A 20360-nucleotide genomic window follows, 5' to 3' on the forward strand; every position below is an offset into this window, starting at 1 on the left:
GGCTGTGAGCGCCTCCCCGGCCGCGTCATTCCCGATCGCGCCGCCGATCGATCCGATGCTGGCCGCGCCGGCCGAGGCGCTGCCGTCCGGCGACGGCTGGCTGTACGAGCCGAAGTGGGACGGCTTCCGCGCGTTGGTTTTTCGCAGCGCCACCGACGTCTTCATCCAGAGCCGCGACCTGCGGCGGCTCGACCGGTATTTCCCTGAACTGCACGACGCGCTGCTCGCGCAGCTGCCTGCCGGATGCGTGCTCGACGGCGAGATCGTGATCGTGACGGAGCAGGGGCTCGACTTCGCGGCGCTGCAGCTCCGGCTCCACCCGGCGGCTTCGCGCGCGGCGATGCTGGCGAAAGCGACGCCGGCCGCCTTTGTGGCATTTGACGCGCTCGCGGCGGCCGGCCGGGACATTCGAACCCTCCCGCAGGTCGAGCGCCGCGCGGCGTTGGAGCGTCTGCTGGGCGGCGCGACGCGGCCGATCTATCTGACGCCCATCACGCGGGATCGTGAAACCGCGCTCATCTGGCTTCGCGAGTTCGAGGGGGCGGGCCTCGACGGCGTCATCGCGAAGCCGGCCGCGGGAACGTACCAGCCGGGCAAACGGGCGATGATCAAGGTCAAGCACGTGCGGACCGCCGACTGCGTCGTCGCGGGGTTCCGCTGGCACAAGAGCGGCCGGGACGCGGTCGGATCGTTCCTGCTCGGCCTCTACGACGACCGGGGGACGCTGCACCACGTGGGCGTGGCGTCGGCGTTCCCGATGGCGGTGCGCCGGCAGCTGGCCCAAGAGCTCACGCCGCTGCGGCGGGACGCGCTCGCCGACCATCCGTGGCGCGAGTGGGCGAGTGCCGATGCCGCCGGGCTCGTCCGCATGCCGGGCGGTCAGAGCCGCTGGAGCGCCGGCAAAGACCTGTCCTGGGAGCCGCTGCGGATCGAGCGCGTGTGCGAGGTGAAGTACGATCACCTGCAGGGCCGCCGGTTTCGCCACGCGGCGCTGTTCCTGCGGTGGCGGCCGGACAGACGGCCGGCCGACTGCCGGTACGATCAGCTGGAGACCACGACGCCGTTCGAGCTGGCGCGGGTGTTCGGAGAGAGCCGCCGTCAGGCGTGACGCCGCGCCGGCCGGGCCGGCACCTCGTTCGGATCGGGGACGTCCGGCTCGGGGCGCAGTTCCACCGGTACGCGGCGCAGGTTGACTCGAATGCGCGTCCACGTGCTGGACCGGCCGCGCATCGCGTCGACCAGGATGTCGTCCGCGCCGAGGTAGCCGGCGGCACCGGCATGGCGCGCCCGCCAACGCTCCAGGCCCGCGAGCGCGTCCTCTTTGCGCTGCGCTCTCGCGATTTCGATCAGAGGGTACACGGGGGTGCGCGTCGCCGACGTCACAGCTGACGGCGGCGATGTCCGCCGGCGGGACGGCTGCGCCCGCGGCGGCTCCCCGGCCTGTTTGCGGTAGTGCGGCGGCCACGGCGCATCCCCGAGGCCTTCGCGCGCGTGCCGCACGGAGAGCTCGAGCAGCTCGACGAGCGAGCAGGGCGAGGCATCGATCGCGGCGTGCCGGTCGCCCACCTCCCCGAAGCGCCGCGGCATCGTCGCGAGCGTGAAGTCGCGGGGATCGCAGTCCCCGACCTCGTCCCAGGACAGCGGCGCCGAGACCCGCGCGTCCTCGGTCGGCCGCACAGAGTACGCCGCGGCCACCGTGCGGTCCTTGGCGTTCTGGTTGTAGTCGACGAAGACGCCGTGCCGTTCTTCCTTCCACCACTTGCTCGTCGCGAGCGCCGGCGCGCGGCGCTCCACCTCGCGGGCGAGGGCCAGGGCCGCCCGTCGGACTTCGTCGAACGTCCAGCGCGGCTCGAGCCGGACGAGCACGTGCATGCCGCGCCCGCCCGACGTCTTCGGCCAGCCGGTCATCGCGAAGTCATGGAGCGCGGCGCGGACGACCTGCGCCGTCTCGCGGACCTGCGCCCACTCGACGCCCGGGCCGGGGTCGAGATCGATGCGGAGCTCGTCGGGATGGTCGAGGTCCTCCGCGCGCACCGGATGCGGATGCAGCTCGAGGCAGGCGAGGTTCGCCATCCAGACGAGGGCCGCCGCGTCGCGCGGCACCACTTCGTCGGCGCTGCGACCCGAGGGGAAGCGAAGGGAGACCACCTCGATCCACTCCGGCCGGGTCCGCGGGGCGCGCTTCTGGAAGAAGAAATCGCCGCCGATGCCGTTCGGATACCGCACCAGCATGTTCGGGCGGCCGCCCGCGCCGCGGAGCGCGCCGTCGGATACGGCGAGGTAATAGCGGACGAGATCCAACTTGGTATAGCCTTGGCGGGGAAACAAGATCTTGCGCGGGTTGGACACCGCCACGCCGCGGCGGCCGGCGACGATCGTCTCTCGCTCGACGGGGGCGCCCATAGCCCGCTATCACCTTACCACGGCGATTCGCGCGGGTAACCTGACGGGGCGCGTCCCGGCCGGGACCGGGGCTACGCCTGGCGGGGAGCCGCGGCGGAGACTTCGTCCCTCTTGGGCCGCCGGTTTGCCTGCAGCACTTTCTTTCGCAGGCGCAGCGCCGCGGGCGTGATCTCGACGTATTCGTCGTCCGCGATGAACTCGAGCGCCTGTTCCAGGTTGAGCGCCCGGGGCGGCACGAGGCGGACTGCGATGTCGGATGTGGACGACCGGATGTTGGTCATCTTCTTTTCCCGCACCGCGTTGACGTCGAGGTCGTTGTCGCGCGCGTGCTCGCCGATGATCATGCCCTCGTAGACGGCCGTGCCCGGTCCGACAAACAGCTCGCCGCGCTCCTGCAGATTGTAGAGCGCGTACGCGGTGGTGACCCCGGGCCGGTCGGCGACCAATGCGCCGGTCGGACGGCGGGGGATATCGCCCGTCCACTCGATGTAGCCGTCGAAGAGCGAGTTCATGACGATCGTGCCCCGGGTCTCCGTCAGCAGTTCGTTGCGGAGCCCGATCAGGCCGCGGCTCGGCAGCCGGAATTCCAGCCGCACCCGTCCGGAGCCGTGATTGCGCATGTTGACCATCACCGCCTTGCGCGGGCCCAGCTTCTCCACGACCACACCGACAAACTGCTCCGGCACGTCGAGGAAGAGGCGCTCCACCGGCTCCATCAGCCGGCCGCCGCTCAGCTTCGTCACGATCTCGGGCCGGCCGGCCATGAGCTCGTAACCCTCGCGGCGCATCGTCTCGATCAGAATCGCGAGCTGCAGCTCGCCCCGGCCCATCACCGCGAACGTGTCGGGCGTCCCGCCGTCGGCGACCCGCATCGCAACGTTCGTGAGCAACTCCTTCTCCAGACGCTCGCGCAGGTTGCGCGACGTCACGTACGCGCCCTCGCGCCCCGCGAACGGAGACGTGTTAACGCAGAACTGAATGGCGATGGTGGGCTCGTCGATGGCGACCCGCGGCAGGGGGGCGGGCGCGTCGGGGTCGGTGATGGTGTCGCCGATCGCGATGCCCGCGACCCCCGCGACGGCGATGATGTCGCCGAGATCGGTGGCCTCGATGTCGGTGCGGTGCAGCCCACTGAACGAAAACAGCCTGGTGATGCGGGTCCGCGACACGGTGCCGTCCACTTTCGCGATGCCGGCGTCCGCGCCGGTCCGCAGTGTGCCGTTGAACACGCGGGCGATCGCGATCCGGCCGAGGTAATCGCTGTAGTCGAGGTTGGCGACGAGAATCTGCAGCGGGCCGTCGGCGTCGCCCCCGGGCGCGGGCACCGTCGACACGATCGTGTCGAAGAGCGGGCGCAGGTCCTCGCCCGGCTCCGCGGCGACCGGCGACGCGGTCCCGGCTCTGGCGTTGGCGTACAGGACCGGAAAGTCGAGCTGGGCTTCGCTGGCGTCCAGATCGATGAACAGGTCGTAGATCTCGTTCAGCACCTGCGGCGGGCGGGCGTCGGGCCGGTCCATTTTATTGATGACGACGATCGGCGGCAACCCGGCCTCGAGAGCCTTGCTGAGCACGTATCGCGTCTGCGGCAGGGGCCCTTCGCTCGCATCGACGAGCAGCATGACGCCGTCGACCATTTTGAGCGCGCGCTCGACCTCGCCGCCGAAATCGCTGTGACCCGGCGTGTCCACGATGTTGATCTTGACGCCGTGGTAGAAGACCGCCGTGTTCTTGGCGAGGATGGTGATGCCGCGCTCGCGTTCGAGCTCGTTGGAGTCGAGGACGCGGTCGACCACCGCCTCGTTGGCGCGAAACGTGCCGCTCTGGCGCAACATCGCATCGACCAGCGTCGTTTTGCCGTGGTCGACGTGCGCAATGATCGCGATATTCCGGATGGCCTGTGTCACCGTGCGCTCCAATCTGCTCTCAATTACCTGAGTATAAGCCATCGCACCCGCCGGACGCGGTGTCGGACGTCCGTTCGCCCCGGGCGGAAACGAATTGCGCACGAATTGTGAAAATTGGCCGAATCCGGGGGAAAAGTAATGCGTTCGGGGGGCAACGGGGAGAACTGTGGCTCGCTTCTTCTTCGGCAACGCGGTCTGGGGGTGTCTGCGTCTGCGTGACATTCCGGACCGAGGCCCATGGCATCCGGCCCGGATCGCGTATTGGGACGAAACCTACCTCGACGGTATCTCGCGCCTCGCGCTGATCGGCCAAAAGGTGCGTTCGGCGGCGGAGCTGGACGACGCCCTCAGCGCGTCCCGTCGCGCGCCGGGCATCCGGATGCTGTGGATTCACGAGGACCTGCTCGATGAGGTCCAACGCCGATGGGGAGACGCGCAACAGGCGGTGGCCGTGCCGCGGGGGGCGCACGCGCCTGCCGTGACGGCGGCGGCCGCTGCCGCATCGGCCGCCGCGGCGGCCCTCCTCGTCGTTGGTCTCCTGAGTATGGGGCGGACTCCACAGACTCCTACACCTCTGCCGCTGCCGAACCGGCAGACGGCGCGGGTGATCGCGGCGGTGCCGGGCGTCACCGCCCGGAGGATCGTCGGGCGCGCCGTCGCGTCGTACGCGTCGGCGATCGCAGCGCTCCGGCCGGCCCATCGCCCGCGGTCCGGCGCGGTCTACGCGGTCAGCGTCGGGACGTTCGCGAGCTCCATGACCGCCGAACGGATGAAGCATCTGGTCATGAGCAAAGGGTACATCGTGGTCGTTGTGCCTCACGGCGCGGTCTCCCAGGTGATGACCCCGCCATATCGGACACGCGCACAGGCCGAATGCGTCATGCGCGGACTCGAGGGGACCGGTCTGCCGGCGCATCTCGCGGCGTTGTAACGGCGCGATCCGGCGCGAAGGATTCGCGGCGCCGCTGTGTCCCCGCGCTAGTTTCCCGCGGCCTCCGGCACGGCGGCCGGGCGTTTCACGTCCGGGACGAAGAGCACAGCCACGTTCGCCACGAGCACCGTCGCGGCGATCACGTAGAAGATCGACAAGAGGCCGTACCGGTCCCCGAGATAGCCGCCGATGAGAGGCATCGCCGTCGGCAGCAGCGCCTGCGTGGTGAAGAGAATGCCGACGGTCGTGCCCTCGTATTCTCTCGGCACAACGCCGAGCGCCCACCGGAAGATGGCCGGCCGCATCGAGTACGTGAAGAAGCCCAGGACCGCGAGGGCGGCGACAAAGGCGGCGCCCAGGTTGAGCGCGGCGAATCCGACCAGGACGACGCTCGTGCTGAACATGCCCACCGTCGCGACCCGCTTCGGCCCGATGCGGTCCGAAAGCGTGCCGGCGATCGGGGTGGCAATCATGCCCGACCCCTGCACCACGGCCAGGTAGATGCCGATCAGGGCCGGCGACAGATGCTGCGCGTTCAGGAGGTACAGCGGCAGAAACGTGCTGAGACCGATCTGCGTCATCGCGCGGACGCCCGAGATCATTGCCAGCGCGAGCAGCCGGCCGTTCCGGGCGAGCAGCGCGAGTCCGGCCAGGTAGTCTTTGACCGTCGGCCCGCGCTCCGCGCGGCCGCCGTACCGGCGGTGCGCGTGGGCCATGACGCGCGTGATCAGCAGCGTGAGCAGCAGGCCGGCCGCCACGATGATCAGCATCACCTGCCGCCAGTTGAGCGCGGCGAGCAGAAACCCTGCTGCGAGCGGGGTCAACGTGTCGCCGAGGTTGGCGCCGAGCTCATGAAGGGCAAGCCCGTATCCCCGCCGGTCCGGGTACATCTCGGACAGCGCGGTGATGGCCGCGGGATGCCAGAGGAAGCTGCCGAGGCCGACGACGCCGACCGCGAGGAGGATGACGGCGTAGCTCGACGTGAGCCCGACGACCAGGTACGGCAGGGAGGCCCACGCGAGGGACACGCTCATGAAGAGGCTTCGCCTGCCGAGCGTGTCGACCACCGCGCCGGCGGGCAGGTTCACCAGCGTGCTCATCAGCTGGCGCAGCGACACGATCAGGCCGACCTGCGCGTACGAGAGGCCGAGGTCTTTGGCGAGGAACGGCAGCAGGAGGTAGAACGCCGCGGAATAGGCGTGCGTCATGCCGTGGCCGGCGCCGATCGCCCACATCCCGGCATTGGACCGGTCGGGTTTCGGAAGGGACCACGCCGGTCTGCGGACGCGGTTCACAGCAGAAAGTCTTTGGTGTCCTGCCGGGGAGGACCTCCGCGGGGCGAACGGTTCTAGACTAAGCCCCTCCGGACCGCGAACGCGGCGGCGTGGGCGCGATTGCGGAGACTGAGCCGTCCGTAGAGCGCCCGCAGGCAGTTCTTCACCCGGGACTCGGAGAGGCCGAGCTTCACCGCGATCTCCTTGTCGCCCAGGCCCAGCGCGACCTCCACGAGGATGTTCGTCTCGCGCGGCGTGAGCCGGTGAGGCCGGCGCGGGGCGCCGCCCGCGGCGGCGGCCTCGTCCTGCGCGAGGCCTTCGACCATCTGTCTCGCGAGAACCGGGTTGATCATGGTGGCGCCGGACTGCACGGCCCGGATGGCGTTCGACAGATTGACCGGCGAAATGTCTTTGAGGACGTAGCCGACGGCACCGGCGGCCGCGGCCTCGCGGAAGATCTCCTGGTCGGTCTGCGCCGTGAGCACGAGCACCTGCGTCGCGGGACACCGCGTCTTGATGGCGCGAATCGCGCCGATCCCGTCGGCGGCGGGCGCGGCGATGTCCATCAGCACGACGTCCGGCTTCGAGGCCGCCACCTCGTCGACCGCCGAGGCTGCGCTGCCGGCCTCGCCGACGATCTCGAGGTCGCCTTGCGACCCGAGCAGCACCCGCAGGCCGTGCCGGAGCAGGGCGTGGGGGTCGATGAGAAACACCCGGATCGCGTCGGCCGATCGCGACGACGCCGTCTCGCGGGGGCCGCCGGACGGTCCGTCGGGGGTGCCAGGCGGCGCGAACGGGTCCGGTCGCGGAATTGCCCTGAGTCGCGGTTTGAGCGGATGCAGCCCGAACTTTGCCGGATCCATCAGATGTTGTGTGCCCACGCGCGATGATCCGCAGACGCCGACTCGAAACGATTGCCGCGGGTACTCAAACGAGCCGGCGCGCGGACGCAAAATCCTCGCCGGCGGGCCCGGACGAACGCAGGCCGGCGCTGCGCAGATTTCCAATTAGCCGGGCGTGATCACCACATCGCGCGCGGCGCCGAACGGAGTCGGGGGCCGGCGCGCACATCGGAGGCAACGGAGACGATGACCGTGAAATCGCAGAGCGATCGCGCAGTGCGGGAGTTTCAGGCGGCGTACGCGGCGCTCCGCCGCATCGGCGGGGAGGACGCGCGCCTCTCGGTGCCGTACGCGCCGGTGCTGCCGCGGCGGGACCTCAGGAAGGCGCACGGATCCGACGTCTGGCTGTCCCGGTGCGCGGCGCCGGCGGCGTCCATCCAGTTCGCGCGCCTGCGGGCGGCCTGGGAGATGCTGCCGGACGGCGCCCGGTCCAAGGCCCACCTCATTCTCGCGGTCGAGCGGGCCGGATAAAGCGGGAGGTCGCGTACGGGTGTGCGGACGGCCGGACGCCGGATTTTGGTGAAGGCGTGTCTCAACGGCGGCCGCCGCCGGGCCGAGCACGCCGCGGTACCCCTGACCGCGGAAGAACTGGCGCAGGACGCCGCCGCCGCGGCAGCCGCGGGCGCCGCGGCGCTCCACATCCATCCGCGGGGGACGGACGGGGCCGAGACGCTCGATGCCGCGGACTGCGGAGCGGCGATTTCGGCCATCCGCGCCGCGTGTCCGGGGCTCCCGGTGGGCGTCAGCACCGGCGCGTGGATGGCGCCGGACCCGCGCGTGCGCGCCGGGTTGATCGAAGCCTGGATCGTGCTCCCCGACTACGCGTCGGTCAACTTCTCGGAGATCGGCACGGCGCATGTGTGCGAGGTGTTGATGCGCCGCGGCATCGGTATCGAGGCGGGTCTGTGGTCCGTGGACGATGTTCGGTCATTTGTCGCCAGCCAACTTGCCGCGTGGTGCCTGCGCGTCCTGGTCGAGGCGCTGCCGCGGGATCCGGAGCAGGCGGTCGCCGCCGCGGCGGCGATCGACGCGGCGCTGGACGACGCGGGGATCTGGCTCCCGCGTCTTCATCACGGAGACGGCGTCGCGACCTGGGCCGTGTTGGACGCGGCCTTGGATCTCGGGCGCGACATCCGCGTCGGTCTCGAGGACACGCTGCTGCTTGCGGACGGCGCCCCCGCTCGAGACAACGCGGACTTGGTGGCCGCGGCCGTACGGATGGTGCGCCGGCGAGGCGATCAGCCGGCCGCGGTGTGAGTGCGGAGATTCCCCCGCAGAATGCCGCACGGCCGCGGCATACCACGTGAAGGTCGGCGGAAGATTTGCCGGCAATAGCCGCACCCACGCCGAATTCTCGCAGGTCTAAGCTCTCTCCGCAGCGGGCAGAACCCCGGGGTGAGGGCTCCTCATTGTCGATAATCCGGCTCCGCAGCCTATGCCGTCGGGCTCGATGTAGCGAGCCCGCCACCGGCGTGAGACAGGCACCGAAGGGGTTCTTTACCGGAGCCTCGGTAGCGAGCCGTTCCTTCGAGGCCGCCGTCTTTGTCGCGGCGTTCGCCGCCGCGGCGTGGTGCTGCCTGCTGCCGGCCGCGGCGCCGCCCGGGGGGACGACGCCGACGGTTGCGCTCGACGGGCCGGCGGGCACCGTCGCGGCACTGCTCGCGGCCGCGGCCGCGGTTGGACTCGGCGGCATGTACCAGTTTCCGCTCGGCTCGAAGATCTTCTTGGTGCTCGGTACCGGCGCGTCGTTCGCGATCCTCTTGAGCTTTCCGGTCCACCTCGCGCTGATCCCGACGACAATGGGCGCGGTCATCGCGCAGTTCGCGAACCGGCGCCGGCGGCGGCTCAGCCTCCCCACGATCGTCTTCAACGTGACGCAGTACCTGTTGACCTGGAGCCTGGTTATCATGCTCTTCCACCGGCTCTGGGCCGACCTGGCGTGGCTTCCGGCTCAGGCGCGGCTGTCGATCGCGGCGGCCGGCGCCGGACTCGCCTACCTGCTGATCAACACCTGGCTGGTCGCGACGTGGTCGGCGCTGCGCAAGCGGACCGGTGCGTGGGACCTGTGGCTCCGGGCCCTGAAGGAAGGCGGCGCGGGATACGCCGGGACACTGCTGTTGGGCGCCGCCGCCGCGCGGCTCGCCGTGATCCATCCGTTCTGGGTCGTGCCGCTGCTCATTTCCGTGCTCGCGATGTACTGGGGCCAGGCGCGGGTGGCGGGGATGCGGCGGCGGCAGATCGCGGCCACGCTGTCGTCGCTCGTCGAGTCGGACGAGAGCCTGTCGCCGTTCATGCACGAGCATTCGGAGCGGGTCGCCTGGTGGGCGGAGCGGCTGGCGCGGCAATTGGGGCTCCCGCCGTCCGAGATAGAGCTGGTGGGGGTGGCGGCCAAGCTGCACGATCTCGGAATGATGCTGCTCCGGCGCGATCTCGAGGCGACGCCCGCCGTGTTGTCCGACGCGCAAAAAGCGCTGATGAAGCGGCATTCCGCGATCGGCGCCGACGTACTGGCGAGGCTTCCCGGCATGGGCCGTGTCGCGCAGTACGTCCGATCGCATCACGAGGCCTACGATGGCAGTGGGTACCCGGACGGCCTGCGGGGCGAGCGGATTCCTCTCGGCGCGCGCATCATTCGGGTGGCCGGCTCATACGATGCCCTCTGTTCCGCGCGTCCGCATCGCGCGGGGTATCCCGCCGAGGGCGCGCTGGCCCGCATCACGGCGCGCGCCGGCGGGGATTACGATCCGCAGATCGTCCAGGCGCTCGAGCATATCGTCACCACGACGGACGCGGTTCCATCGTTCGCCAAGATCTTCGGCGCCACGGCGCCGCACCCGCGACTCGCGTTCGCGACGGCGGCCCCGGCCGGCAATGCGGCCTGGGAGGCGTGGCAGTCGCGGCTTCCGGCGGTGCACGGCAGCGCGGGAGCGGCGCCCGATACGTCCGATGTCCGGCCCGGCGGGCCGGCCGCGTCCGCGGCGCTCCGGGGGAACGGGACCCCCGCGGTCTCGGATGCCGCGCCGTACCTGGTGGCGATACAGGAGACCGAACGGCGGCGCATCGGGCGTGAGCTCCACGACGAAATCGGTCAAGCGCTGACAGGGCTCAAGCTGACCCTCGAGGCGCTGCCGCCGCGGCGCGACGGCCGCGCGGACGGGAGCCTCCAAAACGCCCGCGACGTGGTCGCGGATCTGATGACGCGCGTCCACGACATCTCGCTGCGACTGCGTCCCGCCGTGTTGGACGACCTTGGCCTTCTCCCCGCGCTGCTGTGGCACGTGGAGCGATACCAGGCCCAGACCGGCGTACGGGTCGCCTTTACCCACGCAGATCTGGACCGCCGGTTCAGTACCGGCATTGAGACGGCGGCCTACCGCATCGCACAGGAAGCTTTGACCAACGTGGCGCGGCACGCCGGCGTCTCGGACGTGCGTCTGCGCGTCTGGGCGGCGGACCACACGTTGTCGATGGAGATTGAAGACCGCGGCCGCGGGTTCGACCCGGCCGGGGTCGAGTCGAACGGTCTTGTCGGCATGCGGGAACGGGCGTCCCTCGTCGGCGGGCGCCTGGTCCTGGAAACCGGCCCTGGGACGGGGACACGGATCACGGCCACGCTGCCGATCGCGATCGTCGGGATGCCGCGACAGGCGTGACGATGCCTGTCACGATCGTCCTGGCGGACGACCATCCCGTGGTCCGGCAGGGCCTGCGGGCGGTCCTCGAGGCCGAGCCGCTGTTCTCAATCCTCGGCGAAGCGGGGGACGGGCTCGACGCCGTAGATCTCGTCGCCGCGCTCAAGCCCCGCGTGCTCGTCGTGGATCTCATGATGCCCGGGCTCACCGGGCTCGAGGTCACCCGGCGCGTGCGCAAGGAATCCCCGGGTACGCAAGTCGTCGTCCTGTCCATGCACGCGAGTGAGCCATACGTGCTGGAGGCGCTGCGCAACGGCGCGGGCGCGTACGTCCTCAAGAACTCCGAATCGGAGCATCTCGTGCGGGCGGTGCGGGAGGCGGCCGCCGGCCGGCGCTACCTGAGTCCGACGCTGTCGGAGCGTGCCATCGCCGCGTACGGGGGCGGCGCTTCGGCGGGCGCCGGTCCCACCGACGTCTACGACACCCTGACGGACCGGGAGCGCGAGGTGCTGCACCTCGCCGCGGAGGGCCGCAGTCACCGGGAGATCGCGCAGCGGCTCGGCATCAGCCCGCGTACCGCGGAGGTCCACCGCGCCAATCTCATGCGCAAGCTCGACCTGCACAGTCAGACCGACCTCGTCCGCTACGCCATCCGCCGCGGCATCGTCGCGGAAGAGTAGACGCTTATCGCGCGATGCGCGCGAGCATCCAGATCGCGAGTCCGATGGAGGAGGCGCCGAGCACGCGTGTGAGCGCCGCCGACACGCCCGAGTCCGGCACGACGAAGTCCGCGACCAGCCCGACGAGAAAGGCCGCCCCCACGACCAGTTGTGAAAATCCACTTGGTGATCGCATGACGGCTTCATTTTGCCCAGGAATCGCCCGCGTGTGACCGCGGCCGGCCGCCCCCGAGCGGCTGGACGCCGCTCCCCGAACGGGGGAAAACGCATGCGATGAAGGTGTGCGCCGGGGCACCACGACCCGGCGTAGGGAGAGCAACGGCATCACGTATGGCGATTCGCAAGAGCGACGCGGAATCCGGCGACCCCGCGCCGGGCGGGACGGAGCGGTCCGGCGGTGAGCCGCAGCTGCTCGCCGGCCGCTTCGAATTGCGCGAAGTGCTCGGCAGCGGCGGGATGGCGACCGTGTACCGGGCGTGGGACCGGCAGCGCGACCGCGCCTGCGCGGTCAAAGTGCTCGCGGAGAACCTCGCCCGCGACGAAGAGTTCCGGGAGCGGTTCCGCCAGGAAGCGGAGGCGGCGAGCGCCCTGGTCCATTCGCGGATCGTGCGGGTGTACGCTCACGACGGCGCGGAGTCGACGCCGTACATCGCCATGGAGTTCGTCGAGGGCGGCACGCTCCGCGATCTGATGCGGCGGCGGGAGCGGCTCTCTGAAGCGACCGCGCTGCGGATCGCGGCCGAGATCGCCGACGCGCTCGCCTATGCGCACGCGCGGCGCGTCATCCACCGCGACGTCAAACCCCACAACATTCTGCTGACGCCGGACGAGCACGTGAAGGTCGCCGACTTCGGCATCGCGCGGACGCTCGACGCGACGTCGCACACGCGGACCGGCACCGTGCTCGGCTCGATGCAGTATATTTCGCCCGAACAGGCCGCGGGAGAGCAGGCGGGTCCGGCGTCCGATCAGTACTCTCTCGGCGTCGTGCTGTACGAGGCGCTCGCGGGACGGCTTCCGTTCGACGAGGCCGAGGCGCCCGTCGCGATGGCGCTCAAACACATCCACGAGCCGCCGTTCGATCTGCAGTGGATTCGGCCCGACCTGTCGGAGGCGACGGTCGCGGTCGTCCGCCGGCTGCTCGCGAAATCGCCCGACGGACGGTACCCGAGCGCGGGCGAGCTCGCGGCGAGCCTGCGCCGCATCTATGCACGGCTCGGCCGGGACGAGGCTGCGACAAAGGTACTGCCGATCCGTCCGGGCGGCCGGCACGGAGCGGCCCCGGGTGCGGCGGCGTCGAACGGGCTCGCCGCGGCGCTCGCGCGGGGCGCCACGGTCCGTCTCGCGCCGGTCGGACGTTCCTCGGCCGGGCTGCGAGACACGGCGCGGACGCCGGTTCTGTCGGCGCGATACCGGCGCCGAACCGCCGCGCCGCAGGCCGCGGTCGTGCTGGTCGGACTCGTTGGTCTTTGGCTGATCGCCGCGGTCGCCTACCAAGGCTACCAGTTCGTCGCACACCGGCCTCCCGCCGGCCCGCGGGCGCCGTCCTTCGTGGGACAGACGCTCGCGGCGGCGCAACAGGTCGCCGCGTCGGATCATTTCACCCTGGCCGTCGAGAGCCGCCAGGACCCGACCGCGAGCGCCGGGACGATCGTGGCGCAAGATCCGCCCGCCGGCGGTGCGGTCGCCGGCGGAGCCGCCATTCACGTTGTGGTGAGCCAGGGGTCGGGCGTGGTGCCGGACCTACGCGGCGCATCGCCCGCGGACGCCCAGCGGCGGCTTGCCGCGGCCGGCCTGCGGGCCGGCAACACGAGCTACGCTCACAGTGACAAAGTCCCGGCCGGCATGGTCGCCTCGCAGTCCGCGAACCCCGGGGCGCACCTGGCGCCGAAGACGCCAATCGATCTGGTGGTGAGTCAGGGACCAGGCCAGGCCTCGACGCCGTCGTCACCCGACGGCGCCCAGCCCGGCGCGCCGCAGAGCACGCCCGGCGTGCAGCCGGCGTCGTACTCGGGAACGGCGGTCGTACCGAACGTCACCGGCGTGTCGCTCGCGCAGGCGCAGTTGCAGCTGCGGGCGGCGGGTCTGCAGGCCGGTCAAGTCAGTTACACGTATGACGACCGGGTGCCGGCCGGCACCGTCATCCGTCAGCAGCTGGCGGCCGGCGGTCAGGCCTCCGGCGGCGACGCGGTCGATCTGGTCGTGAGCCAGGGACCGCCGCCGCAACCGCCGGCGCAGAGCGCCCCCCCGGCGCAGCCGGCTCCGCCGGATCAGACGGCTCCGCCCGCCCAGAACCCGCCGGCGCAGACGCCGCCGTAGTGCGGCGGTCCATCCAAGGAGGACACCAGGGTGAAACGGCTGCCCGTCAATCTGTACCGTCATAATAACCGCGTCGTCGTGACCGCGCCGTCTCCGGGCCTCGAGCCGGCCAACATGCTGATCGAAGTCCGGGGCCGCCAGCTTTCCATGGAGCAAGAGGCGCGCGGGCCCGGCCAGAAGCGCGTCGAGCACGTGCGCCGGGAATGGAGCACCGGGCCGGCCCGTCGGAGCGTGGTGCTGCCCGCGCCGGTCGACGCCCGCCGGGCGAACGCGACGTACGACAACGGGGTGCTCACCGTGATTCTGCCGGTGGCGCCGAAGGCGACGTCCGGCGTCATCGAGATGCCCAAGGTGGGCACGGCCAAAGGCCGGGCGATCCGGCACGTCGGCCGCGAGCTGCGGGCCGCATCGTAGTCTCACGCCCCCCAGGTCCTGAGCCGCTCGGATCCCGGCGCATACGCGAGCCGAGGGGCGCATCCGCATCCCGGCGAATAGCGACTGCGAATGCGTGCGCTTGTGATCGGAGCCGGCGTGATCGGCGCCTCGGCGGCCTGCCGTCTGGCCCGGGGCGGCGCCGCCGTCACGCTTCTCGACCGCGGCCGGATCGGCGGCGGGACCTCCGCCGCGAGTTTCGCCTGGACCAATTCCAACCAGAAGACGCCGCGCGCCTACCACGAGTTGAACGTCGAAGGGATGCGCGCCCACGCCGCGCTTCGAGCCGACTTCGGCGCCTGCCCGTGGTGGCACGGCGGCGGGAATGTGCACATGGCGGCGGGCGATGCGGAACGCGCGGCGCTCCGGGAGCGCATCGACCGGTTGCGCGCCTGGGACTACGCGGCCGAGGAGATCACGCCGGCCCGCGTGCGCGCGCTCGAACCGGACATTCCGGACGCGGCGCTCCGCGACACGACGATCGGGTTCTTTCCGGAGGAAGGGTGGGTCGAGACGACCGTCTACGTCCATGCCATGGCACAGGCGGCGGCGGCGGCGGGGGCGCGCGTTATGGCGGAGACCGGCGTGCGTGAAATCCGGCGGGCGGGGGACCGCGTCACCGGCGTGCGCACGGAGTCCGGCGAAGTGCACGAGGCCGATGTCGTCGTCAACTGCGCGGGACGATGGGCCGGAGGGCTCGGGGCGTCGGCGGGCCTCGGCATCCCGATGGCGCCGAATCGCAGCGTGCTCGCGATCACGCCGCCGGCGCTGACCCGGCTCGGGCGCGTCGTGCACGCGCCGGCGTGCCAGTTCCGCCCCGACGGCGGCGGGCGTGTCATGGTGCAGGCGGACGACGTCGACGACGCGGTGACCGCGTCCGGTGTCTCCGAGGCGCCGCCCGATCTCGCGGCCGCGCTGGTGCGGCGCGCGGCGGCGTTACTGCCGGGCCTCGACGGGGCCGGCGTCGAGTCGAGCCGCCTCGGCATCCGGGCGATGCCGGCGGACGGCCGAACGGTGATCGGTCCGCAGGGCGGGGTGGCGGGCTATTACGCGATCGTCACGCACAGCGGCGTGACCCTCGCGCCGTACCTCGCCGCCGCCGCGGCCGGGGAAATTCTCGCGGGCCGCCTCGACCCGCGCTTGTCCGCCTTTCGTCCCGACCGGTTCGGTTCGTCGAACCGGTAGCGCCGCCGCGAGCGTTCTTAGAGCACCGTGACGCGAAGGTGGGTGACAACCGCCCTGGCGCCTCGCTGGCATGAAACGGTGACGGGGTAGGGGCCCGGCTTGGCGATGCCGGGCACCCGGACGTTGAATGTCACCACGCCGGACGGATCGGCCGCCCGAGTCGGCAGCGACGCGATGGTCCGTCCGGGATCAGTCTGGGCTTGGACGGACGCGCCGCACTGCGCGTACGGCGCCGTCTGGACAACGAGATGCCCTTCCGTCCCGCGCGCAACGGGCGTCGTGACCGACACCACCTTCACCGCCATCGGGGCTGGAGCGGCCGCGGCCGCGCAGGCGATCGCGAAAGCGCCGGCGAGACCAATGGACCGGATAATCGTGGGATGTGAGAGTCGCATAGTACCACGATTTTTCCCGGCCGGGCGGGATGCCTAAACGCGGGAACGCCCTATGACTTGGACAGCTTCCCCCAGGCGCTGTAGCCCTGCATCAACAGAATCCAGCTCTTGTCACGCAGATCCATCGGGAGCAGCTCATGGATCGCGTGCAACTCGTCCAGCTTGGCTTCCATCGCGCTCTGGACTTGCTTCTTGCTTTCGGCGTCCATATACGCTTGATCGAGAATGCGCAGCTGGCGGTGAATCCGCAGCAGCGACGGGATAACGTTCATCGACACGCTCATTGCCGTATGCCTCCCTGTGGGCTAGCCAGATCCGTTCGGGCGATCGCCGCCGCCGCGGCCCCACGGTGCGTCGGAACCCGACTCGGCGATCGCGTCATCAACGGTGTCGTGCACGGGAATCACGGTATCGAACCGCAGGCGCCGGAAGAGCGCGCGAAGCGGGGCGTCGGACGACATGACGAGCCGGAGCTGGCGCCGTCGCGCGCGGAGATCCTCCGCCAGGTCATATAAGAGACGGATCGCGGCGCTGTTGAGGTAGGTGACGCCGGTGACATCGACGGCAAGCAGCGTTTGGGACGTGAACTCCGTCGCGGCCGCCCGCAGCTCCCGCTCGACTTGGGGCAGACTGACCAGATCGAGATCGCCCTCTACGCGGGCCACCGTGGCGCGCGGTGGCTGGTGCACCGTGACCTTCGCCTGCGCTCTCATAGTTGTCCCGGTTTTGGATATACCCGTGCTCCTTACACGCATAAACGCCGCGCGGATGTTCCATAAGAGGCTAACGCGCCGGTGACGGGAAGGAATCCCGGCCGCCGAGAGCCGAAAGCCGGTGCGCGGCGTACCCTCGGGAAGGTCGGTCATGGCCCGATCGATCGTGTTTCTGGGTTTGACGGCCGTTTTGCTCGCCGCCGCGCCTCCGGCGCCCGCCGCGGGGGCGGCGGCGTTGAGCGTTACCGTAGACAGCTTCCAGACGGGCCGCGTGATCCCGCCGATCTACGGCTTTTGCGTCGCGGCGGCGGCGGGCCGCACCGCACCCGGCCCGAACGTCAGTCCGCAGATCTCATGGTCCCACGGCCCGGCCGGGACGGCGTCGTACGCGATCCTCGCGGTCGACCCGGACGTGCCGGCGGCGTTCACCGATGCCGACAAAGAGGGCCGGGTGATTCCCGCGGGCGTCAAGCGGCGTCCGTTTTATCATTGGGTGCTCGTCGATATCCCGCCGTCGAGGACGGCGCTCGCGGAAGGCGAGGACTCGAACGGCTCCGCGGCCAAGCCCGCGGGGCCGACGGGCCACGGCGCGCGGGGGCTCAACGACTTCGGCGACGGACGCGCGGGCTACGATGGACCCTGCCCGCCGTGGAACGACGCGATCGCGCACCACTATCACTTTCAGGTGTACGCGCTCGACATCGCGCATCCGCCGCTTGCGGCCGGCTTCACCGGGTCCGATGTCCGGAACGCGATCGGGGGCCACGTGCTGGCCCAAGGCGAGGTCGTGGGCCTCTACGCGCTCAATCCGGCCGTCGCGCGAACGCTGCCCCGCTAGCCGGCCGGGCTACGCGCCGGACGCGGGCGGCGTTCGCTCTTCGGCGAGGCGGACAAACGCGTCGAAGGCCGACGGGTTGGCGAGCGCGTCCCGGCTGGCGGCGCGATCGGGCGGTGCGCCCGCCAGGATGCGCTTGACCGGAACTTCGAGCTTCTTGCCGTTCAGCGTCCGGGGCACCTCCGCGACCTGATGGATCTCGTCGGGCACGTGGCGGGGCGAAAGCTGGGCCCGCAGGCGGTCCCGGATCGCCGCCCGCAGCCGATCGTCGAGGGCCGCGCCGTCTTTGACGACCACGAAGAGCAGCAGCCGGCCCTCGCGGCCGAGCTCGCCGGTGTCGATGACGAGGCTGTCGAGCACTTCGGGCAGCTCCTCCACGACCCGATAGAACTCGCTTGTGCCCATCCGCACGCCTGCCCGATTCAGGGTGGAGTCCGACCGGCCGTAGATCACGCAGCTGCCGCGCGGCATGATCTTGATCCAGTCACCGTGGCGCCACACGCCCGCGAAGCGCTCGAAATAGCTTTCGTGGTAGCGCGCGCCGCCGGGATCGTTCCAGAAGCCGACCGGCATCGACGGCATCGGTTCGGTGATGACGAGCTCGCCGACCTCGTCGATCACGGGCCGGCCGTGCTCGTCCCACGCCTCCACCTTCGCGCCGAGGCCGCGGCACTGAATCTCGCCGGCGCGCACCGGGAGGAGCGGGCAGGACAGCACGAAGGCCGTCGCCACATCCGTTCCGCCGCTGGCCGAGCCGAGCAGCAGCGACGGGCTCACGTGTTCGTACACCCAGGCGAAGCCTTCCGGAGTGAGCGGCGCGCCGGTTGACCCCACGCCGCGGAGGCGGGACAGGTCGAACGTTTTCCCCGGCTCGAGCCCGGCCTTCATGCAGGACAGCAGAAACGGTGCGCTCGTCCCGAAATACGTCATGCCGGCGTCCGCTGCGAGCCGCCATAGCGCGCCGAGATCCGGGTAGGCCGGGCTGCCGTCGTACAGGATCGCCGTCGCGCCGACCAGCAGACTCGCGACGACGACGTTCCACATCATCCATCCGGTCGTCGAGAACCAGAAGAAGCGGTCGTCCGGCCGCACGTCCGCGTGGAGCGCGAGCCACTTCAGCTGCTCGAGCAGCACGCCCCCGTGCCCGTGCATGATGCCCTTCGGCAGCCCGGTCGTCCCCGAGGAGTAGAGGATCCACAGCGGATGGTCGAAGGGCACCGGCTCGGGGGTGAAGTCGCCCGCCGCCCGGGTCATCACGTCGGCCCACGGCCGCGCGCCGTGCAGTCCGGTGAGATCCGCCCGCTCGTTGAGATACGGGACGACGACCACGGCCTCCAGCGTAGGGAGCGCCGCGGCGATCTCGCGCACCGCGTCCATGCGATCGTAGCCGCGGCCGTTGTACCGGTAGCCGTCGACGGCGAGCAGCACGCGCGGCTCGATCTGCCGGAAGCGGTCGACGACGCTGCGAGTGCCGAACTCCGGCGGGCAGCTCGACCAGATCGCCCCGAGCCCGGCCGACGCCAGCAGCGCCACCGCGGCCTCGGGCCCGTTGGGCAGGTACGCCGCGACGCGGTCGCCGCGCCGCACGCCGAGCCGCCGCAGGCCCGCCGCGGCCGCGGCCACGTCGCGCCCGAGGTCGTCACGGGTCAGCGTGCGCGGCGGCCGCGTTTCGGAGTAGGCGAGCACGGCCGGCGCGCCGCCGCGGTGCCGGAGGGCCCGCTCGGCAAAGTTGAGCGTGGCGCCGGGAAACCACCGCGCGCCTTCGGCGCCGCGCCCCCGCTCGAGGATCGCGCCCGGCACCCGCGCGCCCCGCACCTCGAAGAAGTCCCAGATCGACTCCCAAAATGCCGCGATGTCCCGGACGCTCCACTGCCAGAGGGCGTCGTAGGAATCGAAGACGAGGCCGCGCGTCTCGCGCAGCCACGCGAGGTACCGCGTGATTTCGGCGCGCGCGCGAACCTCCGCCGTCGGTTCCCACAGCACGGTGCCTTCGGCGACGGGCGCGGCGTTGATGACGTGGCGGCCGGCCGGGTGCCGGCCGGCAGGGCGGCGCATCGTGTGGAGCGGGTTCGACTAGGCTTCGATCAGCCCCTTGCGGATCGCGTAGCGGACGAGCTGCGTGCGGTCGTGGAGCTCCAGTTTCTCGAGGATGTGGGCGCGGTGCGTTTGGACCGTCTTGACGCTGATAAACAGCTGCTTGCCGATCTCCTGGTTGGTGGCGCCGTGGGCGATCAGCGTAAGGATTTCCTTCTCGCGGGCGGTGAGGCCGTCGTACGTCTCCCGGTTCTCGCCGCTCTCGACACGCGTGAGGTAGTCCTCGGCGACCGCGGTGGCCGTCTGCGAGTAGAGGAACGCCTCCCCGCGCGCCGCGGATCGGATCGCTTCGATCAGGTCGGGCGCCGCGTCGTGCTTGAGCACGCAGCCGGACGATCCCGCCTTGATCAATTGGAACACGTAGCTGTCGTCGGCGTGCATGGTCAGCGCGATCGTATGCGTCTCGGGCAGCGCGGCGCGAATCTGGCGCGTCGCCTCGATGCCGTCGAGCCGCGGCATGCTGATGTCAAGCACCGCGACTGTGGGGCGCAGCTGCTTGGCCAGGGCGACCGCCTCGGCGCCGTCCGACGCTTCGCCGATGACCTCGATGTCGGGCTCGCCGGCGAGGATGCGCTTGACGCCCTCCCGGACGATCGCGTGGTCGTCCGCGAGCAGCACTCTGATCTTGCCGCCCCCCGCCTCGCCGTTCATCACGCCCGGT

20 protein-coding genes are annotated in these 20360 nt (G+C 70.9%); 10 read left to right on the forward strand and 10 right to left on the reverse strand.

The genetic code is table 11. The features are described from left to right. The first annotated feature begins 4 nt into the window (after window positions 1–4). Entirely contained in the window at window positions 5–1108 is a 1104-nt protein-coding gene (locus tag VKT83_01265) for an ATP-dependent DNA ligase (protein ID HLY21075.1), read from the forward strand. Here the strand turns inward: VKT83_01265 and ligD are convergent. Together ligD and typA are read right to left on the reverse strand one after the other, a co-directional pair. Beyond that, the gene (gene ligD / locus VKT83_01270; protein ID HLY21076.1) at window positions 1099–2403 is read right to left on the reverse strand and encodes a non-homologous end-joining DNA ligase; all 1305 of its coding nucleotides are present in this window, start codon (window positions 2401–2403) and stop codon (window positions 1099–1101) included. The genes VKT83_01265 and ligD overlap by 10 nt on opposite strands. A 71-nt stretch (window positions 2404–2474) precedes the next feature. After that, a complete protein-coding gene (typA, locus tag VKT83_01275) occupies window positions 2475–4307 on the reverse strand; it encodes a translational GTPase TypA (protein HLY21077.1) in 1833 nt (610 codons plus the stop codon). Window positions 4308–4473: 166 nt separating this feature from the next. Here typA and VKT83_01280 point away from each other — a divergent pair, with 166 nt between their 5' ends. Next, window positions 4474–5238, forward strand: a complete 765-nt coding sequence (locus VKT83_01280) for a hypothetical protein (GenBank protein ID HLY21078.1) — start codon at window positions 4474–4476, stop codon at window positions 5236–5238. Between the two features lie 47 nt (window positions 5239–5285). Here VKT83_01280 and VKT83_01285 read toward each other — a convergent pair whose 3' ends face one another. Then, entirely contained in the window at window positions 5286–6473 is a 1188-nt protein-coding gene (locus VKT83_01285; GenBank protein HLY21079.1) for an MFS transporter, read from the reverse strand. A 113-nt stretch (window positions 6474–6586) separates the two neighbouring features. Beyond that, a complete protein-coding gene (locus VKT83_01290) occupies window positions 6587–7393 on the reverse strand; it encodes a response regulator transcription factor (GenBank protein HLY21080.1) in 807 nt (268 codons plus the stop codon). A 207-nt stretch (window positions 7394–7600) separates the two neighbouring features. On the opposite strand from VKT83_01290, the gene VKT83_01295 reads away from it, so the two are divergent. The 4 genes from VKT83_01295 to VKT83_01310 all read left to right on the forward strand — a co-directional run bounded on the left by VKT83_01295 (window position 7601) and on the right by VKT83_01310 (window position 11726). Continuing rightward, a complete protein-coding gene (locus VKT83_01295; protein ID HLY21081.1) occupies window positions 7601–7885 on the forward strand; it encodes a hypothetical protein in 285 nt (94 codons plus the stop codon). 21 nt (window positions 7886–7906) lie between these two features. Then, on the forward strand, window positions 7907–8671 hold the full coding sequence (locus tag VKT83_01300; GenBank protein HLY21082.1) for a 3-keto-5-aminohexanoate cleavage protein: 765 nt from the start codon (window positions 7907–7909) through the stop codon (window positions 8669–8671). Between the two features lie 215 nt (window positions 8672–8886). Continuing rightward, on the forward strand, window positions 8887–11067 hold the full coding sequence (locus VKT83_01305) for an HD domain-containing phosphohydrolase (protein ID HLY21083.1): 2181 nt from the start codon (window positions 8887–8889) through the stop codon (window positions 11065–11067). 2 nt (window positions 11068–11069) lie between these two features. After that, a complete protein-coding gene (locus VKT83_01310; protein HLY21084.1) occupies window positions 11070–11726 on the forward strand; it encodes a response regulator transcription factor in 657 nt (218 codons plus the stop codon). A 4-nt stretch (window positions 11727–11730) separates the two neighbouring features. Here the strand turns inward: VKT83_01310 and VKT83_01315 are convergent, their stop codons facing one another. Beyond that, window positions 11731–11901, reverse strand: coding sequence for a hypothetical protein (locus VKT83_01315; protein ID HLY21085.1), 171 nt, complete (start codon window positions 11899–11901; stop codon window positions 11731–11733). A 155-nt stretch (window positions 11902–12056) separates the two neighbouring features. On the opposite strand from VKT83_01315, the gene VKT83_01320 reads away from it, so the two are divergent. The 3 genes from VKT83_01320 to VKT83_01330 all read left to right on the forward strand — a co-directional run bounded on the left by VKT83_01320 (window position 12057) and on the right by VKT83_01330 (window position 15662). Then, a complete protein-coding gene (locus tag VKT83_01320) occupies window positions 12057–14045 on the forward strand; it encodes a protein kinase (GenBank protein HLY21086.1) in 1989 nt (662 codons plus the stop codon). 30 nt (window positions 14046–14075) lie between these two features. After that, a complete protein-coding gene (locus VKT83_01325; GenBank protein ID HLY21087.1) occupies window positions 14076–14459 on the forward strand; it encodes an Hsp20/alpha crystallin family protein in 384 nt (127 codons plus the stop codon). A 90-nt stretch (window positions 14460–14549) separates the two neighbouring features. Further along, a complete protein-coding gene (locus tag VKT83_01330) occupies window positions 14550–15662 on the forward strand; it encodes an FAD-binding oxidoreductase (protein ID HLY21088.1) in 1113 nt (370 codons plus the stop codon). A 17-nt stretch (window positions 15663–15679) separates the two neighbouring features. Here the strand turns inward: VKT83_01330 and VKT83_01335 are convergent, their stop codons facing one another. The 3 genes from VKT83_01335 to VKT83_01345 all read right to left on the reverse strand — a co-directional run bounded on the left by VKT83_01335 (window position 15680) and on the right by VKT83_01345 (window position 16746). Then, window positions 15680–15967: a hypothetical protein gene (locus VKT83_01335; protein HLY21089.1), complete on the reverse strand. Its 288-nt coding sequence runs from the start codon at window positions 15965–15967 to the stop codon at window positions 15680–15682. Window positions 15968–16107: 140 nt separating this feature from the next. Continuing rightward, window positions 16108–16341, reverse strand: a complete 234-nt coding sequence (locus VKT83_01340) for a hypothetical protein (GenBank protein HLY21090.1) — start codon at window positions 16339–16341, stop codon at window positions 16108–16110. A 21-nt stretch (window positions 16342–16362) separates the two neighbouring features. Beyond that, a complete protein-coding gene (locus VKT83_01345) occupies window positions 16363–16746 on the reverse strand; it encodes an STAS domain-containing protein (protein HLY21091.1) in 384 nt (127 codons plus the stop codon). Between the two features lie 175 nt (window positions 16747–16921). On the opposite strand from VKT83_01345, the gene VKT83_01350 reads away from it, so the two are divergent. Then, complete coding sequence (locus VKT83_01350; GenBank protein ID HLY21092.1) at window positions 16922–17608, forward strand: YbhB/YbcL family Raf kinase inhibitor-like protein; 687 nt, start codon at window positions 16922–16924, stop codon at window positions 17606–17608. Between the two features lie 9 nt (window positions 17609–17617). On the opposite strand, the gene VKT83_01355 is transcribed toward VKT83_01350, so the two are convergent. Then, on the reverse strand, window positions 17618–19660 hold the full coding sequence (locus VKT83_01355) for an acetoacetate--CoA ligase (protein ID HLY21093.1): 2043 nt from the start codon (window positions 19658–19660) through the stop codon (window positions 17618–17620). Between the two features lie 18 nt (window positions 19661–19678). Then, complete coding sequence (locus tag VKT83_01360) at window positions 19679–20350, reverse strand: response regulator transcription factor (protein HLY21094.1); 672 nt, start codon at window positions 20348–20350, stop codon at window positions 19679–19681. Window positions 20351–20360: the final 10 nt, after the last annotated feature.

The organism is bacterium (assembly GCA_035308905.1).
Classification (GTDB): domain Bacteria; phylum Sysuimicrobiota; class Sysuimicrobiia; order Sysuimicrobiales; family Segetimicrobiaceae; genus DASSJF01.